The following is a 21,199-nucleotide window of genomic DNA, read 5'->3' as shown; positions in this document are numbered from 1 at the left end:
ATAAACCTGCCAGTATCAATGTACTGACAATTTGTTAACCTGATCACATAGTAACTCACTCTCTCACTTGGTGGTAGTTATTGATGTAATTGGTATCACAATCTTTTAGACAAAATGAAATTATTCCCCTACTACTAATAATAATTTATTGAAAAATTCCTTCAAATTGCTCATTATTCTCAAGTCGGCATATGCCGTCTTTATAGAAGGTAAAACAAACTGTATGGAATGGATCTTGGATCCGACAATCTGGGTAGGACTGTCCACCCTAATTGTTCTCGAAATCGTACTTGGTATTGATAACCTTGTTTTCATTGCTATTCTGGCAGATAAACTCCCAGCAAAACTAAGAGATAGAGCTCGTATAACAGGGCTATTATGTGCCTTAGTAATGCGTGTCGTGTTGTTATTTAGCCTTTCTTGGCTTATCACTCTGACAAAACCTCTTATTACACTGTTTGATCATCCTTTCAGTGCAAGAGACTTAATTATGCTGCTCGGAGGGTTATTCTTGCTGTTCAAAGCCACGATGGAGCTTAATGAACGGTTAGAAGGTAAAGATCACGACGAAGGAAAACAACGCAAAACGACCCGCTTTTGGTCTGTCGTTGCACAAATTATCGTGCTGGATGCGGTATTTTCGCTTGACTCAGTGATAACCGCTGTGGGTATGGTTGATCATTTAGGCGTAATGATTGCGGCTGTTACTATTGCAATGTTCTTGATGATCCTTGCAAGTAAGCCTCTAACAAGTTTCGTCAATAATCACCCAACCATTGTTATCTTGTGTTTAAGCTTCTTGCTGATGATTGGTTTTGCATTAGTTGCCGAAGGCTTTGGCTACGCCATTCCAAAAGGTTATCTATATGCAGCGATCGGCTTCTCTATCATGATAGAAGTCTTTAATCAGCTTGCACAATTTAACCGCCGCCGTTTCTTATCTGCTTCTCGCTCTTTACGTGAACGTACAGCAGAAGCGGTTCTACGTATTATTAATGGTAAGCCCGAATCTTCTGAATTAGATCCTCACACATCTGATTTAGTCTCCAGCTCAGAAGAAGTGTTTGATCCTCAAGAACGCCAAATGATTGTGCGTGTGCTTGGTTTAAGCCAACGTAACGTCAACAGCATTATGACGTCTCGTCATGATGTTGAATACGTAGACTTAAATGCAACACAAGATGATATCCGCCAATTATTAGAGAAGGATCCCCACTCTCGTCTGGTGATCACTGATGAACAACATAGTGATGAACCTATCGGCGTGGTTAATGTTATTCAACTACTGAATCAACAGTTACGTAATGAGCCTCTAAACTTACGTTTATTAGTCACTCAACCTTTGATTTTCCCTGAAGGTTTATCCTTGCTGCAAGCGTTAGAACAGTTCCGTAGTGCTCACACTCACTTCGCTTTTGTTGTAGATGAATTTGGCTCAGTGGAAGGTATTGTCACATTAACTGACGTTATGGAAACTATTGCGGGTAACTTACCGGTCAGTTCTGAAGAAAACGATTCACGCCACGACTTGGTTCAAAATGAAGACGGTTCATGGACTGTTAATGGTTTTACACCACTTGAAGACTTAGTACTTTATATTCCAATCAAATTGGATGAAAAACGTGAGTATGAAACCTTAGCAGGTTTATTAATGGAGCATTTACAACGTGTTCCAACTGTTGGTGAGAAGATCCTTATTGATGGCATTGAATTTGAGCCGTTAGAAGTGAACCACCATCGAATTAATAAAGTCCGAATTGTTGAACCCACACCAGAAAACGAAGAGAACGTTGACGAAGCATAATCCCCGTCAAATAGCAAAATATCCGCTTTAAAGGCGGATATTTTTTATCTGTATCTTATAAAGATAAAAAAATGGACTTTGCCAATTAATAACAAAGCCCACCAATAAAATTTAAAACAATAATTTTAGATTAATTTAATGAGTTAATAATTAACCTAATGTACTTGGTACAAGAATTTCAGTCGCAACAATCACGATAACTAGGCCGACTAATACAGGTACAGAAACACGTTTCATCACTTCAAACGGTGAAATTTTTGCCATACCTGATACTGCAACCACTACACCAGAGACCGGTGATAATGTACGTCCTAAGTTTGAAGCTTGTAACATAGGAATAGTTAAGTAAGCAGGATTAACACCCATATTGCTTGCTAAACGAGGAATTAATTCAACAAATGCATAGAATGGCGCATTACCAGAGCCTGTTGTCATTGCTGCTAACATGGTAATTAAGACCAGTGCAATCATCATCACAATCGCCCCCGAACCTAATGATTGAGCACCTTCAATTAACGCATTGATAAAGCCAACTGTTGTTAAACCTTGAGCAAATACCCCGGCCGCCACTAATAACATAACAACTTGAGCAAAGGCATCGGCCATGCCGCGATAAGCAACTTCTAAACCTTCAAAAACTTGTTTTGCGCTAAAGCTACGAATAAATTCGATAACAGCCGCTAAAATCATACAGATAATAATAATGGCGACGATATGTAATTCTGGCAACCATTTACCATCAAAGACGAGAACGCCGATAATTGGCGTGAAAGGTAAAATCGCATAGAAACTTGGTGCGTGAGTTTTGATTTCATTCACGTCTAACATTTCAGTTTCAATGTGCTCTTTGCGGTCAAGGTAACGTTGCCAGAAGAAGTGCGCAATACACATACCAATGATTGCAGCAATAGAGATAGGTAATGTGGTTTTAAATGCGAAATCAATTAGCGGCATTTTAGACGCTTCTGCAGCTAAAATAACATCACCTGATGTTGGTGCTAAAATAATAGAAGCTGGAGACGCACAGATTGCAGCAGCCGCTCCGCGGCTAATTCCCATATTCACCATAACAGGGAACAATGTTGCCATTAATAACACACCTAAACCTGTCGCTGATGAAACAGCCAGTGACATCAAACATGCAACAATGTAAGCCGCAACCATTAGCAGATAAGGTGAGTTGATCATTTTCAGCGGGCGTGATGCTAATTTAACAACAACATCATTAGCGCCGATGTGAGTCATATAAGAAGCAAAACCACAAAGTATCATGATCATCATACCTAAATCGCCACCACGGCTCATTAGTAGATTTTTCACATACTCAACAATATCGATTAAACCATAACCTGTCGCAGTTGCGCTTGCTGGTAAAACGGTTCTTCCCATAATAACGCTGATGATCAGTAATAACAGACCACCCGTCATTAAAACACCTGTTGGTGAATAGCCTTTTACAATATAACGTCCAACACCAACAGCAACGAAGGCGCCGATAAGAATTTCGATCATTTATTTATCCTGTCTAACATAGTCATTTATAAAATGAAGTTTTTTATTTTTATCATCATTTTTGCGTTTAGTGTGATTGACACACTCTGCCCAAAGGCAACGTTCCAGTGTATGACATATATCAAAAAAAACGACTATTTTTTTGTATATACATAGCACGAATGCTTACTTTTCATTCAAAATATAAATTAAGTGATAGATATAAAGCAAAAAGCACACAATTATCAAAATAGTGTGCTTTTATTAAGAGTGTGATGAAGTTAAAAATTGTGAAATTATATTTTCTTCAATAGTTGATTAAGTGCTTTTACTTCAGGACTTTCCGCATCTTGTTTATTTAGCCAATTATCGATAGCTTGCTTGGCTTTTTGCTGTAATTGGTCGCGCAATAATTTTTCAATATTAAGTTCATATTGAATAGCATTCCAATCACCATAGAGCCTTAATGGAATTTCAATTTTAGCCAATTGACGAATAAAATCGTTTTCTTTACCCCAACCTTTTTTAATATTAACCAGTAACATCACATCAAGATCATGACGTTGAAGGTTAACTTTACCCTGCCCTTTAATTTGATAAGCCTCTGCTTGCGCATCAAGTGAATTAATGGTTACTTTCCCTTTGGGCGCTAATTTAAATTGGGCAATCACATTATCTGCTTGGGTATAACTTTCGACATCCTCAGGGTAAATCACTTTATCCGTCGCTTGAGCGACAGATTGCTGAATAACCTGTGGTACATTTAATCCTTGCATTTTAAATTGAGTAACAGATGTATTAAGCGTACCTTGCCAATAATTATAAAAAGCTTTTCGGTTATATCCCGTTCCTTCTAAATTTCCTTTTGCTGAAATTAATCCACTGAAATTTTCAGGCTGATTAAACGCACGCAGTAGAGGTTGTAACGGAATATTATTCATTGTGATATCCATACTAATATGTGCCGGCACAATACTTGTAGAAATCACGGTAGGAAGTGAAAAATCACCCTGAAGAATTTTTCCTGTTAAAGTTTGAACATTCAGCGAGTTAGGATTATTTAGCGCATCAAGTTTAAAATCATTAATCTCTAAATCTTTATAAAGAAGCTTATTCAGTGCTAATTTCAGCGTAAATTCAAGATCACCCCAATGCGTTAAATCATATTCTTTATTTTCAATAGTTACTGAAGTAATAACTGGCTTGGCCATAATCGTAGCATTTGGTGCTGGAGCCGCGTGCGCAGTGTTAAATAATGAAAATGATGATGGTGTCTTATTATCTTTAGGGGACAATGATGCAGTTTCAGTTGTTTTAGCCGCAACTAACGCTGGTAACAAGGTATTTAAATTTAATTGTTCACCTTTTAAATCAACCTGATAACGTGTTTTATTTGCAAACTCCGCACTGACACTACCTTGTAATTGACTGTCATTAGCAGTGAGATTTAGGTTATTAAGTGAGATTTTTCTCACACCTTCATTTTGGATATGAAAATCTGAAGTTAAACTTCCTGCAATCCCATTTTCAGGGATCCCAACTCCTGATAAAGCGTAATCTAACTGTGTGATATTACCTGAAACTTGGTAAGGATAGCTTTTCATATCCGCATCAGCGGCAATATTTAGCGTGATCTCACGACGGTCACGATTCACTTTCGTGCTCATTTCAAGACTAACTTGTTTTTTCTCGTCTGTTTTCAACGATAGGTTAATATCACGTAAATTAAGCTGCTCGCCATCTTTCATTTGCCAAATAATTAAGCTATCTGAAATATTCACTTTGGCGATATTCAACTGCCAATTATTGGTTTTAGGTTCAATCACTTGACGAGAAATATCTCGAGGAGTAGACGGTGGTAATATTTTAGGAATTGCCTTACTTTCAGGTGTTTGGCGAACCACGGCACCTTTAAGCATAACTTCTTTTACTTCAAGTTGATGAGAAAGTAGCGGCAATAACTCAACATCAAGACGCATATTATCTGCTGTGACCAAAGGCATTTCAGCGCCAGGTGCTGTCAATGACATTTTACCACTGATAATGCTTAATTTTGGCCACACATGCCAACGCATATCATCTTGTAATGTGAGTTTGTAACCGCTTTGTTTCTCAACCCTTTCAATAAGGTACCCACGGAAATCATTCGGGTTAATGAGTAAAACTAACGCTGTCAAGCCTGCCAAAATAACCACAAGCAAAATAGCCAGTGTTGTCAAAAACCTTTTCATATAATTACCCGTTTAGTGAACATGATAATGATGATTATAAAGATAGTTAATCTTCACTAATCCGACTACCAACTGCACCTTGTTGATTTTTATATTTTGCATCTTGACGACGATTATAAGGTCGATCAGCAGAACCCGACATAGGTTCAAAACTTAATGCACCAATCACCATACCCGGTCTTAATGCAAGAGGCAGTTTACCTGAATTAAAGAATTCTAATACGATTTGCCCATGCCAACCAGGATCAATACGATGTGCAGTAACGTGCACCATCAAGCCTAAGCGTGCTAATGATGAGCGTCCATCTAACCATCCAACAACATTATCAGGCAAAGTGACTGACTCAAGTGTCACTGCTAACGCCAATTCACCAGGATGTAGAAAGAATGCTTCACCTTCAGGCAAAACTATTTCATCACTCATTACACGCTCTAGCGCAGCATTCACTTCAGCCTTAGGGCCACTCAAATCAATATAAGCTGCAGTATGACCTTGGAAAACACGAAATTGATTTCCCAAGCAAACATCTGCTGTTGCGCCGTTAATTCGCTCGACAGGCGGGCGGGGTTCAATGACTAACTTACCTTCATCCAGCCACTGAATAATATCACGGTCGCATAATCGCATTTTATTTCCTTCTTCAAGTTAAACAGGCAGTTTCATCATGCATGAAAGCTGCCTAAAAATGAATCTATTATTCGCAGAATTGCCCAATTTTTGCTTTCAGAATATCAATCGCAACGCGGTTTTTCCCCCCTCTAGGTACAATAATATCGGCATATTGTTTAGAAGGTTCAATAAACTGGAAGAACATAGGACGAACGGTTTTATTATATTGTTCAATGACTGAGTCTAAGCTACGTCCACGTTCATTCACATCTCGTTTAATCCTGCGCATTAAGCAAATATCTAATGGGGTATCAACAAAGATAGAGAAATCCATCTCTTCACGCAGGCGTTTGTCTGTTAATAACAAGATGCCTTCAATGATAATCACTTTTTTAGGTTGAAAAGAAATGGATTCTGTTTTGCGTGTATGAGCAACGTAGTCATACTGAGGGAGTTCGATGGCATTTCCTGCTTTTAATGCGCACAAATGTTGGTATAAAAGTGCATGATCCATCGAATTTGGGTGGTCATAATTGACCTTATATCGTTCTTCCATTGTTAAATCACTTTGGTCACGATAATAACAATCTTCTGGTATCACCCCGATATTATGATCACCTACTTGCGCTCTTAACTCACGGTAAAGTGTGCTTGCAATAAGACTTTTACCCGAAGCAGAGGCTCCAGCGATACCTACAATTGTGCACTGATGTGCTGTGTCAGCCATAATCAAAAAACCTGGTTTGAAATAAAAAGAGGGATAACGTAATAATATGTAAATATTACGCTAGCGCAGATTATAGTTTTGAAATCACTCTGGTTCCAGCGTAAAACCAGAAATCTATTTGTTTTTTATCAAAAACAGCCGGAAATCACCTGTAAAAAATGGAAAGCCAAATGACTCTCCATTTTAATCAGCAAATAATTTCAGACATTATTCTACTGTGATTACACTGCGCGGAAAGAAATTTCCGTTGGAATTGCATCACCATCCCAATACATTTGAGAAGATACGGTAGACGCGATTTCGCGATAAATATCCGCAAACTCACCTTCAGGATCACGCATCACTGTTGGTTGCCCGCGGTCTAGGTCTTCACGTAAAGAGATATGAAGAGGAACTTGACCTAATAATTGACAATGATACTTCTCTGCCAATTTAGCGGCACCACCCGTACCAAAGATAGGTTCAAGGTGACCACAGTTACTACAAATATGTGCACTCATGTTTTCAATAATACCTAATACAGGTACATTGACTTTCTTAAACATGACAATCCCTTTCATTGCATCCACCAGCGCGATATCTTGTGGTGTTGTTACCACAACCGCAGCAGTTACAGGGATATTTTGAGATAAGGTTAATTGGATATCGCCTGTTCCTGGTGGCATATCGATAACCAGATAATCCAAGTCAGGCCACAACGTATCCTGGAGCATTTGCATTAACGCTTTGCTCGCCATAGGACCACGCCATACCATCGCATTATCATCAGTCACTAAATAACCGATAGAGTTAGACGCTAATCCATACGCCATAATTGGCGCCATATGTTGTCCATCAGGAGACGTTGGACGCTCCATCGTGGTTCCTAACATATTAGGAATAGACGGTCCATAAATATCAGCATCAAGAATACCGACTTTAGCGCCTTCTTGTGCAAGAGCTAATGCAAGGTTAACTGCTGTACTTGATTTACCAACGCCACCTTTACCTGAGCTCACTGCAAGAATATTACGCACACCATTAACGCCAGGCAGATCATTTGCACGACGTAAGGTGGAAATATTATGCTTGAGTTTCCATTCAATGGCTTTTGCACCAGTGATGTTGCGAAGTTCGGCTGTCTTTTCTTCAATTAGGGTTTGGAAAGGTTTTTTCCAAACAAACGGCATCACTAACTCGATATGAAGAACATCGTCAATCATCGCACATTGATGTAATGCTTTTAGAGAAAGCAGATTACGTTTCAATGTTGGGTGTTCAAAAGTAGACAAGACACCTGAAACTTTTTCGTTCAGAATCTCAGGGGTGGTCTGCTCGGGGGATTTATCACTCATCCCGGCTCCTCTCGTTTTCATTATTTATTAAATATATGAGTGTATCTATCATATCAGATAGTAGATGACTACGATAATGCCTTACCTCAATTTGCCAACTGAAATTTCTCTTGCAAAAACTCCATTATTGCCCTAGCGACATCATGACGGATCGGTTACCATCAAAGTCCCTTTTATTAATTTTATGGAAGTAAGATCCTTACTATGTCTCACGTCGCGAATAAATTATTGGTAACCTGCGCGTTACCTTATGCTAACGGTTCAATTCATCTCGGTCATATCCTTGAACATATTCAGGCAGATATCTGGGTCCGTTATCAACGAATGCGCGGCAAAGAAGTTCATTTCATCTGCGCTGACGATGCTCACGGCACACCTATTATGCTGAAAGCCCAACAACTGGGTATCACGCCAGAAGCCATGATTGAAGAAATGAGCAAAGAGCATCAGCAGGATTTTGCTGGTTTCAATATCAGTTACGACAATTATCACTCTACACACAGTGAAGAGAGTCGCCAATTATCAACTAAAATTTATCTTGCACTGAAAAAAAATGGTCACATCAAAAGTAAAACTATTTCTCAGCTTTATGATGAAGAAAAAGGCATGTTTTTGCCTGACCGCTTTGTAAAAGGCACTTGCCCTAAATGTAAAGCGCAAGACCAATATGGTGATAACTGTGAAGTTTGCGGCTCAACCTACAGTCCAACAGAATTAATTAATCCACGTTCTGTTGTATCAGGTTCAACGCCTGTTATGCGTGAAACTGAACACTATTTCTTCGACTTACCTGCATTTAGCAACATGTTACAAGAGTGGATCCGCTCTGGCGCGCTACAAGAGCAAGTGGCAAATAAAATGCAAGAGTGGTTTGACAGCGGTTTACAACAGTGGGATATCACTCGTGATGCACCTTATTTCGGTTTCGAAATTCCAGATGCACCGGGTAAGTATTTCTATGTATGGTTAGATGCACCGATCGGCTACATGAGTTCATTCTTAAACTTATGTGAAAAACGTGGCGATTTGAGTTTTGACGAGTTTTGGAATAAAGACAGCAAAGCTGACCTTTACCACTTTATTGGTAAAGATATCGTCTATTTCCACAGCTTATTCTGGCCAGCAATGTTAGAAGGCAGTGAATATCGCAAGCCGACAAACCTGTTTGTTCACGGCTATGTCACTGTAAATGGCGCCAAAATGTCAAAATCTCGTGGCACCTTTATTACAGCGCGTGCTTATCTTGATCATTTTGATGCTGATTGTCTACGTTATTACTATGCTGCAAAACTTTCATCACGCATTGACGATATTGACCTAAACTTAGAAGACTTTGTTCAACGTGTTAATAGCGACATCGTAAATAAAGTCGTTAACCTTGCATCACGTACCGCTGGTTTTATCAGCAAGCGTTTTGATGGCAAATTAGCTGATTCTTTAGATGATGCTAAACTTTATCAACACTTTGTTGATATGAAAGAAACTATCGCACAGTCATTTGAAAATCGTGAATTTGGTAAAGCTGTTCGTGAAATTATGGCATTAGCTGATGAAGCGAACCGTTATATTGACGAAAAAGCACCTTGGGTAGTGGCAAAACAAGAAGGTCAAGACGCTCAGTTACAAGCAATCTGTACCATGGGAATTAACCTATTCCGTGTGTTGATGACATACCTGAAACCCGTTTTACCGTCACTAACAGAACGTTCAGAAGCATTTTTGCAAGCTCAATTAACATGGGATGCACTTGAACAACCGCTATTAGGTCAAGAGATCACTAAATTCAAAGCGTTGTTTAACCGCATTGAAATGGATAAAGCCAATGCAATGGTTGAAGCATCAAAAAGCACTATTGTGCCTGTAAAAGAAGTAACAGGCCCATTAGCAGATGCTCCAATTCAAGAAACCATCAAATTTGATGATTTTGCGAAAATCGATATGCGTATCGCTGAAATTAAACAAGCCGATTTTGTTGAAGGTTCAGACAAACTGCTGAAATTAATTTTGGACTTAGGTGGAGAAACTCGCCAAGTATTTTCCGGTATTCGTACAGCATACCCAGATCCTAAAGTGTTAGAAGGTCGCTTAACGGTAATGGTGGCAAACTTAGCACCTCGTAAAATGCGTTTTGGTATTTCAGAAGGCATGGTAATGGCAGCAGGTCCTGGCGATAAAGATATCTTCTTACTTAGCCCAGATTCTGGTGCAAAACCGGGTCAGCAAGTGAAATAACAACCAAAATTCATTTGCCAAACGAATAAAAGGCGGGGTTCTATTAGAGCCCCGCCTTTTTTTTATTGTGATCCATAGCACACTTTCAAAATCGGTGTATGATAATTCTGTTAGTTGATTTGGGACACTTACTTATGAAATCTAAACGGGCACGATTGCAGATTACACTTTGGCACTATTTACGATCTTTTTTGGTACTTTATCTTTGTCTCTTTGCTGGTAATCTTATTTCAGCCCTTCTACCCTTCGCGGTTCCAGGCAGTATTGTTGGCTTACTGATCCTCTTTGGTTTACTTGCTTTTCAGCTTATCCCTGTGCGTTGGGTTAAACCCGGTGCAAATATCCTCTTAAAAAATATGTCATTACTCTTTATCCCTATCGGAGTTGGTGTAATGAACTATTATGATTTATTAAGTCAGCAACTTTTCCCCATCGTTTTAGCCTGCGTCGTGAGTACCTTTGGTGTTATGGCTCTCGTTGCATATTGCTCACACTATGTTCATCGTGAGCGCGTTATCGTGGGTTCGAAACCAGACCAAGTTGAAGATATTGTTGAAACAAAAGAGAAAGACGATGATAAAGCGTTAAGTGAGAAGAAAAAATGTTAGCTATGTTGATGAATATTTGGTGGTCACTTCCTTTAAGTATTTTTATTTTTTACTTAGCTCGTAAGCTGGCGGCCCGATTTAATTTGCCTATTTTAAATCCACTGCTAATTGCTATTATGGTAATTATACCTATTTTGTTAATAACTAAGGTACCTTACGAAAATTATTTCGCAGGTAGTCGAATTTTAAATGACTTACTACAACCCGCCGTTGTTGCTCTAGCTATACCGCTTTATCAGCAATTACACCAAATTCGCGCACAGTGGAAATCATTAATCAGTATTTGCTTTATTGGTAGTATTGCTGCGATGGTCAGTGGCACAGCCATTGCTTTATGGGCAGGTGCAACACCTGAAATTGCCGCATCAATCTTACCTAAATCAGTGACAACCCCAATAGCAATGGCTGTCGCGGACTCCATAGGTGGTATTCCTGCAATCAGTGCTGCATGTGTTATTGCAGTAGGTATTTTAGGTGCCATTTTTGGTCATACATTATTTAAGCTACTGCGTATTCCTACTCACGCCTCTCGTGGTTTGGCTATGGGCACTGTTTCGCACGCAGTGGGAACAGCAAGAGCGGCAGAAGTCGATTATATTGAGGGGGCTTACAGTTCATTGGCATTAATGACATGCGGGATTATTACCTCTTTACTTGCTCCGTTTATCTTCCCTATTATTTTACATCTTTATAGTTAATATCTTTCTTACCCTCTATTCCTAAATCCCCGATTTAATTAAATTTATTTCGGGGATTTTTACTATAAATTTGAGATACATCTCTCAATTAATGAATTTGTTGCAATTGTTTCATTGAAAATATGATTTTCATCACATATAAAAATAGGTAAAGATGCCTAGAATCTTATAATACAGAAAGATTAATGGGAGACTCATGTATGCATACTCGTTTTCAGGCAGTTTGGTCAGATTTATCCCCTCAGTTGCAACAAGCACTTGCTCCTTATCTTGAGCAGGATGAATTCCCTGCAATGTTCACGGCAGAACAGGTCAATGCCATAAAAACACAGTTACAATGTAATGATGATGCCTTAGCTCTCGCACTTTTACCCGTCGCTGCCGCTTGTGCAGTGACACCGATATCTCATTTCAATGTTGGTGCTATTTCACGTGGGGAAAGTGGTAATCTCTACTTCGGTGCCAATATGGAATTTGCTGGCGCCCCACTACAACAAACTGTTCATGCTGAACAAAGTGCGGTAACTCACGCATGGCTACGTGGTGAATCTCGCTTAATTTCAATCACCGTTAACTATACACCTTGTGGTCATTGTCGCCAGTTTATGAACGAACTCAACAGTGGCACCCATATTCAAATCCAATTACCGGGTAGAAAAGTGGCGACATTGGGAGATTATTTACCTGATAGCTTTGGTCCAAAGGATCTCAATATCACCTCTTTATTAATGGATAAAGTTAATCACGGTTACGAAATTGATAACCATAGTGAATTAGCACAACAGGCGCTACAAGCCACCAATCGTAGTCATGCACCTTATAGTGAGTCTCACAGTGGAATTGCTGTTCAAATGAAAAATGGCAAAATTTTCCAAGGTAGCTACGCAGAAAATGCCGCATTTAATCCAAGCTTACCGCCATTACAAGCCGCATTGATTTTATTAAATATGGCAGGTGAGAGTGTGATGGAAATTGAATCTGCCGTCTTAATTGAAAAAGCAGAAACAATTTTAACGCAATGGGATGCAACTCAAGCCACATTAACAGCTTTAGGTTGTCGCCAGATGCAACGCATCACTTTGTAAAAAGTTTTAACTTATTCCTCTAAAAATCTCTCCTAAAAAAGCATCAGCATGTAAATTTTGCTGATGCTTACCAGAAAAAGTTGTAACAACTGTATCTATCTCTCATTTCTAAGCATAAAAATCATAAAAAAATAACATAAGCTGTACATATTTTTATTATTTTGTAGGATCTACAATTGTCATGTGACTAACTGCCTTACAAGAGTATTTTTCATGGAACTGGAACACGAAAGTAAACGCCCTCTCTACATCCCGTATGCAGGTCCAATCCTGCTAGAATTTCCCCTGTTAAATAAAGGTAGTGCTTTCAGCGAAGAAGAACGCAGCACCTTTAACTTACATGGTTTACTGCCTGAAGCAGTTGAAACCATCGAAGAACAGGTTGAACGCGCTTATCGCCAATATCTTGATTTCAAAAACGATAACGATAAACATATTTACCTGCGAAATATCCAAGATACCAATGAAACCCTGTTTTATCGTCTATTGGAATCTCACCTAACTGAAATGATGCCAATCATTTATACACCAACAGTAGGTGAAGCTTGTGAACATTTCTCTGATATTTATCGTCGTGCTCGCGGTTTATTTATCTCTTACCCTAACCGCGCCAATATCGACGATATGCTACAAAACGCCACTAAACAAAACGTAAAAGTCATTGTTGTAACAGATGGCGAACGTATTCTTGGTCTAGGTGACCAAGGTATCGGCGGTATGGGTATACCTATCGGTAAACTCTCTTTATATACCGCGTGTGGTGGTATTAGCCCAGCGTACACACTGCCTGTTGTACTTGATGTTGGTACTAATAATCCACAACGTTTAAACGATCCTCTGTATATGGGATGGCGTCATCCTCGCATTACAGGTGATGAATATAACGAGTTCGTTGATGAATTTATTCAAGCTGTTAAACGTCGCTGGCCAAATGTTTTACTGCAATTTGAAGATTTCGCACAAAAAAATGCGATGCCTTTATTAAACCGTTACCGTGATGAGCTATGTTGCTTTAACGATGATATTCAAGGCACTGCATCTGTTACCTTAGGTAGCCTAATTGCAGCAAGTCGTGCTGCAGGTCGCCAATTAAAAGACCAAACAGTCACTTTCTTAGGTGCCGGTTCTGCGGGTTGTGGTATTGCTGAGCAAATTATTGCCCAAATGAAATCCGAAGGTTTAAGCGATGAGCAAGCACGTGAACGTATCTTTATGGTTGACCGTTTCGGCTTATTAACAGACAAACTGCCAAATTTACTGGATTTCCAAAGCAAACTTATCCAAAAAAGCGAAACCATTGCTAATTGGGAAACCACAAGCGATGCGATTTCACTGTTAGAAGTGGTTAAGAATGCAAAACCAACTATTTTGATTGGTGTTTCAGGACAAGCAGGTTTATTCACTGAAGAAATTATTCGTGAAATGCACAAACACTGTGAACGCCCTATCGTGATGCCATTATCTAACCCAACTTCGCGAGTAGAAGCGCGCCCTGAAGATATTATCAATTGGACTGATGGACAAGCTTTAGTGGCAACAGGTAGTCCATTTGCCCCCGTTAAATACAAAGATAAAGAGTATCCAATTGCACAATGTAATAACTCTTATATCTTCCCAGGCATTGGGTTAGGTGTTATTGCCTGTGGTGCGAAACGTGTGACTGATGCCATGTTAATGGTTGCAAGTCGTGCATTAGCAGATTGCTCACCAATGGCAAAAGAGGGTGATGGTTCTCTGTTACCTTTACTGGCTGATATTCAGCAAGTTTCGCGTTATATCGCAAAACAAGTTGCCAAAGAAGCACAAGTACAAGGTGTTGCGACTGTAACGTCTGATTCAGCATTAGAAGAAGCCATTGAACGTAACTATTGGTCACCAGAGTACCGTATTTACAAAAGAACCTCGTTCTAAATAGCTTGAAACACTAAGTACCATTCTGAAAAGCGCGTCATTACTTAATATGAGGCGCTTTTTTCTTGCTTCCCTATTCCTGCTCAAGTAGCCTTACGCATTATGAAAGTCATTCTTTATTTGCGTCATTAAGGCAAGGACATGCTAAAACGCCTCATTTATCTCTTTCTCACACTTTTTATGTTGCTTGCAGTCATCTTGATTGCCTGCGATCGTTGGATTGGCTGGAAAACTAATCCTTATATCTTTGAAGATGTGGATACATTGCCCGCTAAAAAAGTGGGTATGGTGTTAGGCACATCAAAATATTATACCAGCGGTTACATTAATCAATTTTATCAATATCGCATCCAAGGCGCAGTTAATGCCTATAACAGTGGTAAGATCCAATATTTATTATTAAGCGGTGATAATGCAAAACATAGCTATAATGAGCCAAATACAATGCGTAAAGATCTCATTAAAGCAGGCATTCCTGCCTCTCGTATTGTGATGGATTTTGCGGGCTTCAGAACACTCGATTCAGTTGTACGAACAAAAGAGGTGTTTGGTACAGATGGATTTACCATTATTACTCAGCGTTTTCACTGTGAACGTGCTGTTTTTATCGCATTAGAAAAAGGAATCGATGCACAATGCTTTGCGGTTGCATCCCCCAAAAGCATGTTTAAAGTACGTGTACGCGAAGTGTTTGCAAGAGCCGGAGCAATGATTGATGTTTATATTCTAAACCGCGAACCCCGCTTTTTAGGACCACCAGAAACGATCCCCGCAATACAATCTATTCCTGATGGCATTAAAGGATATCCCGCAGTTTTACCTGAGGAAGTTGAATCACTTCCTCTAAGTAACAACAATAACGAGAAAATCTAAAAGAATTGCGCTAATTTTGAGGCTGATTTACGCCAAATCCACTCTATTGGACCTTGTGGAAAATAGCGTAGCCAAATTACGGCAAAAGCAATGTTAATTGCCCAAATAACGACAACAAAAGGCATCAGTTCAGCTAAGGTAAATTGATTAAATAATCCCATCCGCTGAAACAGGATAATGCCGATAAGACTTTGCATTAAATAGGTCGTTAGCGCCATTTTTCCTACACAACGTAAAGCATAGGCAAAATAAGAGTGACGCATTGTATTCCAACTCCAATAAAACAGCGCAATATACCCCAAGCTTTGCACCACTTGGATCAGCATCGTTAAAGGTTGTGCTAAAATAGCCGCCCAGCGGTAATCCCAATCAAGATAATAATCCACCAGTACAATAATCGTCTGTAAGCTTAAACTTATTGTGAGGAAATAAAGTGCTACACGACCATAATGAGCGCGACTAAATTTCTGCTGCAACCAACCTGATGCCATTAATGCTGATCCCATCAGCATTGCACCGAACAAAAACCAACTGTATTGACGAACAAGATTAAAAACAAACAGAGTTAGCTCATTTAAACGATAATAAACACTATTTAAATAAGGCCCTGTTTTCCAATCTGATTCAGCCAATTGGGAATATGGTGTGCTGTACCAAACGGTATCAATAAAATCACGATAATAATAAAACAACACACCTAGAATAAGTGCGCCACAAAAATAGAGTATCGCTCCCAATATAAATTGGTTTTTTATCGTCATTGATTTGATAAACGCAAAAACAAATAAACCACATATACTATATGGAAATAAAATGTCACCTTCCCAAATAAATAATGTGTGAATAACCCCAATCAATGCCAGTACAACGAGCCGCGATAAATTAAAGCGCGTTCCTTTACGTAGTAGCAGGTAAAGCGTACCACCAAATAGTAATGCAAAAATAAAGAGGAACTTACCTTGGGCAAACAGATTTAATGCCATCCATGTTATACGATCACCAAAAGAGACTTCCCCCGAATGTAACGGATTAAATGAAGCCACTCTTAATAAAGCAAAACCTGAAATATTGAGCAATAAAATGCCAAGGATCGCCATTCCTCTCAACGCATCAAGTGCTTCGATACGTTGATGAGACGATTCATTCATTTATTTGAAATCTCAAAGGTGACGAACAGCGCGTAAAAATTCCTGACGCGTATTTTGACTTGATTTAAATAACCCACCTAACGAGGTTGTTGTAGTTGCACTTGTTGCATCACGAATACCACGAGCTTTAACACAATAGTGAACCGCATCAATAGAAACAGCCACATTTTTTGTGCCTAGTAATGTTTGTAATGCGATAAGAATTTGCTGTGTTAAGCGTTCTTGAACTTGAGGGCGTTGAGCAAAAAATTGCACAATACGATTAATTTTTGATAAACCAATCACTTTATCTTTTGGTATATAAGCCACAATCGCCTTGCCATCAATAGTAACAAAGTGATGTTCGCAAGTACTGGTTAATGTGATATCTCGTACTGTCACCATCTCATCAACTTGCATTTTATTTTCAATTAGTGTGATTTTTGGGAAGTTGTGATAATCCAATCCTGAGAAAATTTCATCAACATACATTTTAGCAATACGACGAGGCGTTTCAGCTAAACTATCGTCGCTTAAATCCAGATTTAACAGCTTCATCACTTCTGTCATATGATGTTCAATTTGCTGTTTACTCTCACTTGGAGATAGCTTTGATTCACGAAGAGGCGTTTCTAAACCGCGTTCAACTAACGCAGCGTGCACCCATTGCGCCTCTTTACTTAATGATGACATTGGACTCTCCGATAAACACATTAATTAAGTATCTGTTTCGCTGTCAGCGACAACAGCCTACACTTTAGATGACATGAATCACATTATCCAGCGATACCGCATTTTTCGTTATGAACTTATTGCATTTTTGTATGAACTATTTTTAGATTAAGCCTAATTTTTCTCTTTTAAACACACCAGAAAACCACCGATGATCAACACAATAAAGGCGACATAAAGTGCAGGTTCTAATTTTCCGGTTAATGCCGTTGAAAGCGAAGAAATGACAGGGCCAACTAATTGCCCAATAGCATAAAAAGTGGTGAGTAAACCCGCCATATAACGCCCGTGATCGGGCGCTAATTCTCTACCTCGTAAAAAAGCCAGTTGTACTGCACACATAAGACCGCCACCAATTAAGAAAGCGCCAATCGCAAGCCCTGTTATTGTCGGGAGCCACTCTGCAATCAAAATACCTAATGCTTGTAACCAAAGCGTAATAGCTAAACGTAACTGTGTATTTAATACATTACGCGTTAAAATAGCGATCCCAATACATAATGCAGCAGAAGCACCGAATACAGGCCAAACAAATTGCGCAATTAAGCTTCCTGGAAAGCGTTCTGCCGCCATTTGAGAAAGAAATGTAGCTGGTAAAATATAACCAAACCCCGCAAAGGTATAACCCCAAATTAACTTTTTCATTGCTGGTGTCAGTGTTAAAGGTGCAACTTTTACTTCTTCTCGACTCATCGCCCAAGGTTTAGGAAGGTGATAACTGACATATATTGCACAAATAAAAGCAAGTGAACCATAAATTAACCATCCCGCCGTCGCGCTCATTTGCCATTTCATAATTAACACAGCAAGAATACCGCTAATAAATATGCCTGCGCCTGTTCCTGCATAAACAGCAACGCTTAATGCCGGTCGATTAAGACGAGCGAGTAATTCGTTTGCCCATGAAGCCACTAGCACTAACGTCCAACCACTTGCCCAGCCAATAAAAAAGCGTGCAATACTGTGTGTAAATGCATCATTTAAAAATGCAGACAGTAGCGTAATTATCACCGCCCCCCAAAGACCAGCCCACAAGCGATATCCCACACCTTTAACGGCTTTCATCGCGTCATAGGAGCCAGCAAGATAACCAAGATAATTAAATGCAGCGACAATCCCCGCACTTGTCAGCGTTAATTGATATTCTGCAATCATCAACGGCACTTGTGGTGTAAAAGTAAAGCGTCCTATCCCCATTGCAACAACTAAAGCAAGAAAACCACTAAACGCGATATGAAAAGCTTGCGCTGAATGACTTTGGTGATTTGAAGTATTCATTGATATCCATTATTTTGTTTTATCGTTTTATACATTTTAAATGTGCTGTTCATTAATAACAGAACAAGCAACATATTAACCCCAGACAGTTAACATTTTTGCAATGATACGTTTCATTTCTTTCTAGTCACAAGATGATCTCTGACATGATGATGCTCATCGTGATAGATTAGTATCATGAAATAAAACAGAACATTTAGATAGATCTTGGAGTATATGATGAGTCAATGTCACGTGAGCGGTTTATTATCTCTTGATGAAGCGCTAGAAAAACTACTTGAAAAACCGCTGGCAATTACCGATACCCTTAACATCCCATTAAATAATGCAGCCGATTATATCTTAAGTGAAAATATTACATCTCCACTAAATGTTCCGCCTTTTGATAATTCTGCAATGGATGGTTATGGACTTCGTTACGCTGACTTAGCTCCCCAAACTCCTCTTCCAGTGGCAGGAAAATCATTCGCTGGTATTCCTTTTGAAGGAGAGCTTCCTGCTGGTCAGTGTGTACGCATTATGACAGGGGCAATGGTTCCTGCTGGTGTTGATACTGTCATTATGCAAGAAGAAGCAGAAGTCACTGAACATGGTATTCGTTTTTCACAACCCGCTAAGAAAGGCCAAAATATTCGCCGTATTGGTGAAGATATTAAAGAAAATGATATTGTATTACCTGCTGGCACTAAGCTCTCAACAGCACAATTGCCATTAATCGCCTCTTTAGGGATCGCCTCTGTACCGGTTTATCGACGTTTAAAAGTTGCCGTTTTCTCAACAGGTGATGAATTACAAACCATTGGTCAGCCATTAAAAGCAGGCCAAATTTATGATACCAACCGCTTTGCGGTACGTTTAATGCTTGAAAAACTAGGATGTGAAGTCTTAGATTTAGGTGTTATTCCTGATTCACCGGAAAAACTGCGTGAAACTTTTAAAAAGGCTGATCAAGAAGCAGATTTAGTGATCAGCAGTGGTGGTGTTTCTGTGGGCGAAGCCGATTACACCAAACAAATTCTTGATGAAATTGGTGAAATTGGTTTTTGGAAATTAGCGATTAAACCAGGCAAACCTTTTGCCTTTGGTCATCTGCACAATGCGTGGTTCTGCGGTTTGCCGGGTAACCCAGTCTCGGCAACTGTGACATTCTACCAATTAGTCCAACCTTTAATCGCTCGTTTATCAGGATTTAGCCATTGGAAAGCACCACAACGTTTCCAAGCTATTGCACAATCTCCATTGAAAAAATCCGTGGGTCGTCTTGATTTTCAACGTGGTATCGCAAGTATTAATGCGGAGGGTATATGGCAAGTAGACACTTCTGGTCACCAAGGCTCACACGTTTACAGCTCCTTTAGTGTGGCTAACTGCTTTATCGTCTTAGAACGTGAGCGCGGTAAAGTGGCAGCGGGTGAAACGGTCACAATCGAGCTATTTAATTCTCTACTAAAAAGTGAATAGTTTTATGAGTATCGAATTAACCGATGAAGAAACACTGCGCTACAATCGCCAGATTGTATTAAGGGGTTTTGATTTTGATGGCCAAGAGGCGCTGAAAAGTGCCTCTGTTTTGATTGTTGGTGCAGGTGGCTTAGGATGTAGTGCTTCGCAATATCTTACAGCTTCAGGTGTAGGAAAACTCACATTATTAGACTTTGATACAGTTTCCCTTTCTAATCTTCAGCGCCAAATTCTTCATCGTGATGCGACGATTGGGCAACCCAAAGTGCTCTCTGCAAAAGCAACATTAGAAGCAATTAATCCTCATGTCACAATAGAAACCGTTGATGCATTACTTGAAGATGAGGCTTTAGCTAAACTTATTAGCCAACATAATATCGTAATGGACTGTACGGATAATGTGGCAGTACGCGAGCAACTTAATCGCCTCTGCTTTCATCAGAAAAAACCGCTAGTATCTGGTGCAGCTATTCGAATGGAAGGTCAAATCAGCGTATTCACTTACCAAGATGACGAACCTTGCTATCGTTGCTTGAGCCATCTTTTTGGCGATAACGCTTTAAGTTGTGTTGAAGCAGGCATAATGGCACCTGTTGTGGGTACTATTGGTACATTACAAGCTGTTGAAGCAATAAAGTTACTTACTGGCTACGGTGAAAATTTGCATGGTAAGGTATTGATGTTTGACGCAATGCGAATGCAATTTCGTGAGTTCAAATTACCCAAAAACCCACATTGCGAAGTGTGTTCTGCCAATTTACCAGACAACTAACCACTTTCTATTCTAAATAAGGTAAGTCTAACCTATTTAAACTTACCTTATCGCCTTTCAAAGATAGAGCTATTAATCTGTTTTTTAAATATTTTAATCGTCCTATAAATCATATTTTTCATTACGTCGATGTAACAAGCTTATAGTATTCACTCTGATTTAATTCTACTATGACCGCCCGCGTCAAAACGCAACAGGATACCCTATAAGCAGAATAATCATTTA

17 protein-coding genes are annotated in these 21,199 nt (G+C 39.4%); 9 read left to right on the top strand and 8 right to left on the bottom strand.

Annotation, left to right across the window (positions count from 1 at the left end; genetic code table 11):
• Positions 1–223 precede the first annotated feature (223 nt).
• Positions 224–1,804, top strand: coding sequence for a TerC family protein (locus GWI59_RS11005; protein ID WP_006537526.1), 1,581 nt, complete (start codon positions 224–226; stop codon positions 1,802–1,804).
• Between the two features lie 150 nt (positions 1,805–1,954).
• On the opposite strand, the gene dcuC is transcribed toward GWI59_RS11005, so the two are convergent.
• The 5 genes from dcuC to apbC form a co-directional block, all read right to left on the bottom strand.
• Positions 1,955–3,316, bottom strand: coding sequence for an anaerobic C4-dicarboxylate transporter DcuC (gene dcuC, locus GWI59_RS11000; protein ID WP_006537527.1), 1,362 nt, complete (start codon positions 3,314–3,316; stop codon positions 1,955–1,957).
• Positions 3,317–3,591: 275 nt separating this feature from the next.
• Positions 3,592–5,526, bottom strand: coding sequence for an outer membrane assembly protein AsmA (gene asmA, locus GWI59_RS10995; protein ID WP_161724636.1), 1,935 nt, complete (start codon positions 5,524–5,526; stop codon positions 3,592–3,594).
• A gap of 46 nt (positions 5,527–5,572) precedes the next feature.
• A complete protein-coding gene (dcd, locus tag GWI59_RS10990) occupies positions 5,573–6,154 on the bottom strand; it encodes a dCTP deaminase (RefSeq protein ID WP_006537532.1) in 582 nt (193 codons plus the stop codon).
• A gap of 67 nt (positions 6,155–6,221) precedes the next feature.
• Positions 6,222–6,863, bottom strand: a complete 642-nt coding sequence (gene udk / locus GWI59_RS10985) for a uridine kinase (RefSeq protein ID WP_072062857.1) — start codon at positions 6,861–6,863, stop codon at positions 6,222–6,224.
• 221 nt (positions 6,864–7,084) lie between these two features.
• A complete protein-coding gene (gene apbC, locus GWI59_RS10980) occupies positions 7,085–8,197 on the bottom strand; it encodes an iron-sulfur cluster carrier protein ApbC (RefSeq protein ID WP_072062858.1) in 1,113 nt (370 codons plus the stop codon).
• Between the two features lie 204 nt (positions 8,198–8,401).
• On the opposite strand from apbC, the gene metG reads away from it, so the two are divergent.
• The 6 genes from metG (at position 8,402) to sanA (ending at position 15,604) form a co-directional block, all read left to right on the top strand.
• Positions 8,402–10,429: a methionine--tRNA ligase gene (metG, locus tag GWI59_RS10975; RefSeq protein ID WP_161706954.1), complete on the top strand. Its 2,028-nt coding sequence runs from the start codon at positions 8,402–8,404 to the stop codon at positions 10,427–10,429.
• A 134-nt stretch (positions 10,430–10,563) separates the two neighbouring features.
• A complete protein-coding gene (locus GWI59_RS10970) occupies positions 10,564–11,037 on the top strand; it encodes a CidA/LrgA family protein (protein WP_072063009.1) in 474 nt (157 codons plus the stop codon).
• 2 nt (positions 11,038–11,039) lie between these two features.
• Positions 11,040–11,735 (top strand): CidB/LrgB family autolysis modulator, encoded by a 696-nt coding sequence (locus GWI59_RS10965; RefSeq protein WP_072063008.1) that lies wholly within the window; start codon positions 11,040–11,042, stop codon positions 11,733–11,735.
• A gap of 200 nt (positions 11,736–11,935) precedes the next feature.
• A complete protein-coding gene (gene cdd / locus GWI59_RS10960) occupies positions 11,936–12,820 on the top strand; it encodes a cytidine deaminase (RefSeq protein ID WP_115065193.1) in 885 nt (294 codons plus the stop codon).
• A 213-nt stretch (positions 12,821–13,033) separates the two neighbouring features.
• Positions 13,034–14,731, top strand: a complete 1,698-nt coding sequence (locus tag GWI59_RS10955; RefSeq protein WP_109400724.1) for an NAD-dependent malic enzyme — start codon at positions 13,034–13,036, stop codon at positions 14,729–14,731.
• 141 nt (positions 14,732–14,872) lie between these two features.
• Positions 14,873–15,604, top strand: coding sequence for an outer membrane permeability protein SanA (sanA, locus tag GWI59_RS10950; protein WP_072062862.1), 732 nt, complete (start codon positions 14,873–14,875; stop codon positions 15,602–15,604).
• Here the strand turns inward: sanA and yeiB are convergent.
• The 3 genes from yeiB to GWI59_RS10935 all read right to left on the bottom strand — a co-directional run bounded on the left by yeiB (position 15,601) and on the right by GWI59_RS10935 (position 18,741).
• Entirely contained in the window at positions 15,601–16,752 is a 1,152-nt protein-coding gene (gene yeiB, locus GWI59_RS10945) for a DUF418 domain-containing protein YeiB (RefSeq protein WP_161724634.1), read from the bottom strand. The two genes, sanA and yeiB, sit on opposite strands and share 4 nt — an antisense overlap.
• Before the next feature lie 12 nt (positions 16,753–16,764).
• Positions 16,765–17,424 carry a GTP cyclohydrolase I FolE gene (gene folE / locus GWI59_RS10940; protein WP_036938265.1) on the bottom strand — a complete coding sequence of 220 codons (660 nt, stop codon included), beginning with the start codon at positions 17,422–17,424 and terminating at the stop codon, positions 16,765–16,767.
• 153 nt (positions 17,425–17,577) lie between these two features.
• On the bottom strand, positions 17,578–18,741 hold the full coding sequence (locus GWI59_RS10935; protein WP_072062864.1) for a YbfB/YjiJ family MFS transporter: 1,164 nt from the start codon (positions 18,739–18,741) through the stop codon (positions 17,578–17,580).
• A gap of 219 nt (positions 18,742–18,960) precedes the next feature.
• Between GWI59_RS10935 and moeA the strand changes: the two genes are divergently transcribed.
• Together moeA and moeB are read left to right on the top strand one after the other, a co-directional pair.
• On the top strand, positions 18,961–20,202 hold the full coding sequence (gene moeA, locus GWI59_RS10930) for a molybdopterin molybdotransferase MoeA (protein WP_072062865.1): 1,242 nt from the start codon (positions 18,961–18,963) through the stop codon (positions 20,200–20,202).
• Between the two features lie 4 nt (positions 20,203–20,206).
• Positions 20,207–20,974 carry a molybdopterin-synthase adenylyltransferase MoeB gene (moeB, locus tag GWI59_RS10925; RefSeq protein WP_161724632.1) on the top strand — a complete coding sequence of 256 codons (768 nt, stop codon included), beginning with the start codon at positions 20,207–20,209 and terminating at the stop codon, positions 20,972–20,974.
• Positions 20,975–21,199: the final 225 nt, after the last annotated feature.

The sequence above is a fragment of the Proteus sp. G2673 genome (genome assembly GCF_009915125.1).
In the GTDB taxonomy this organism is placed as follows: domain Bacteria; phylum Pseudomonadota; class Gammaproteobacteria; order Enterobacterales; family Enterobacteriaceae; genus Proteus; species Proteus penneri.
Note: the sequence above shows the minus strand (reverse complement) of the source record. Positions and strands in the feature narration are given on the sequence as shown.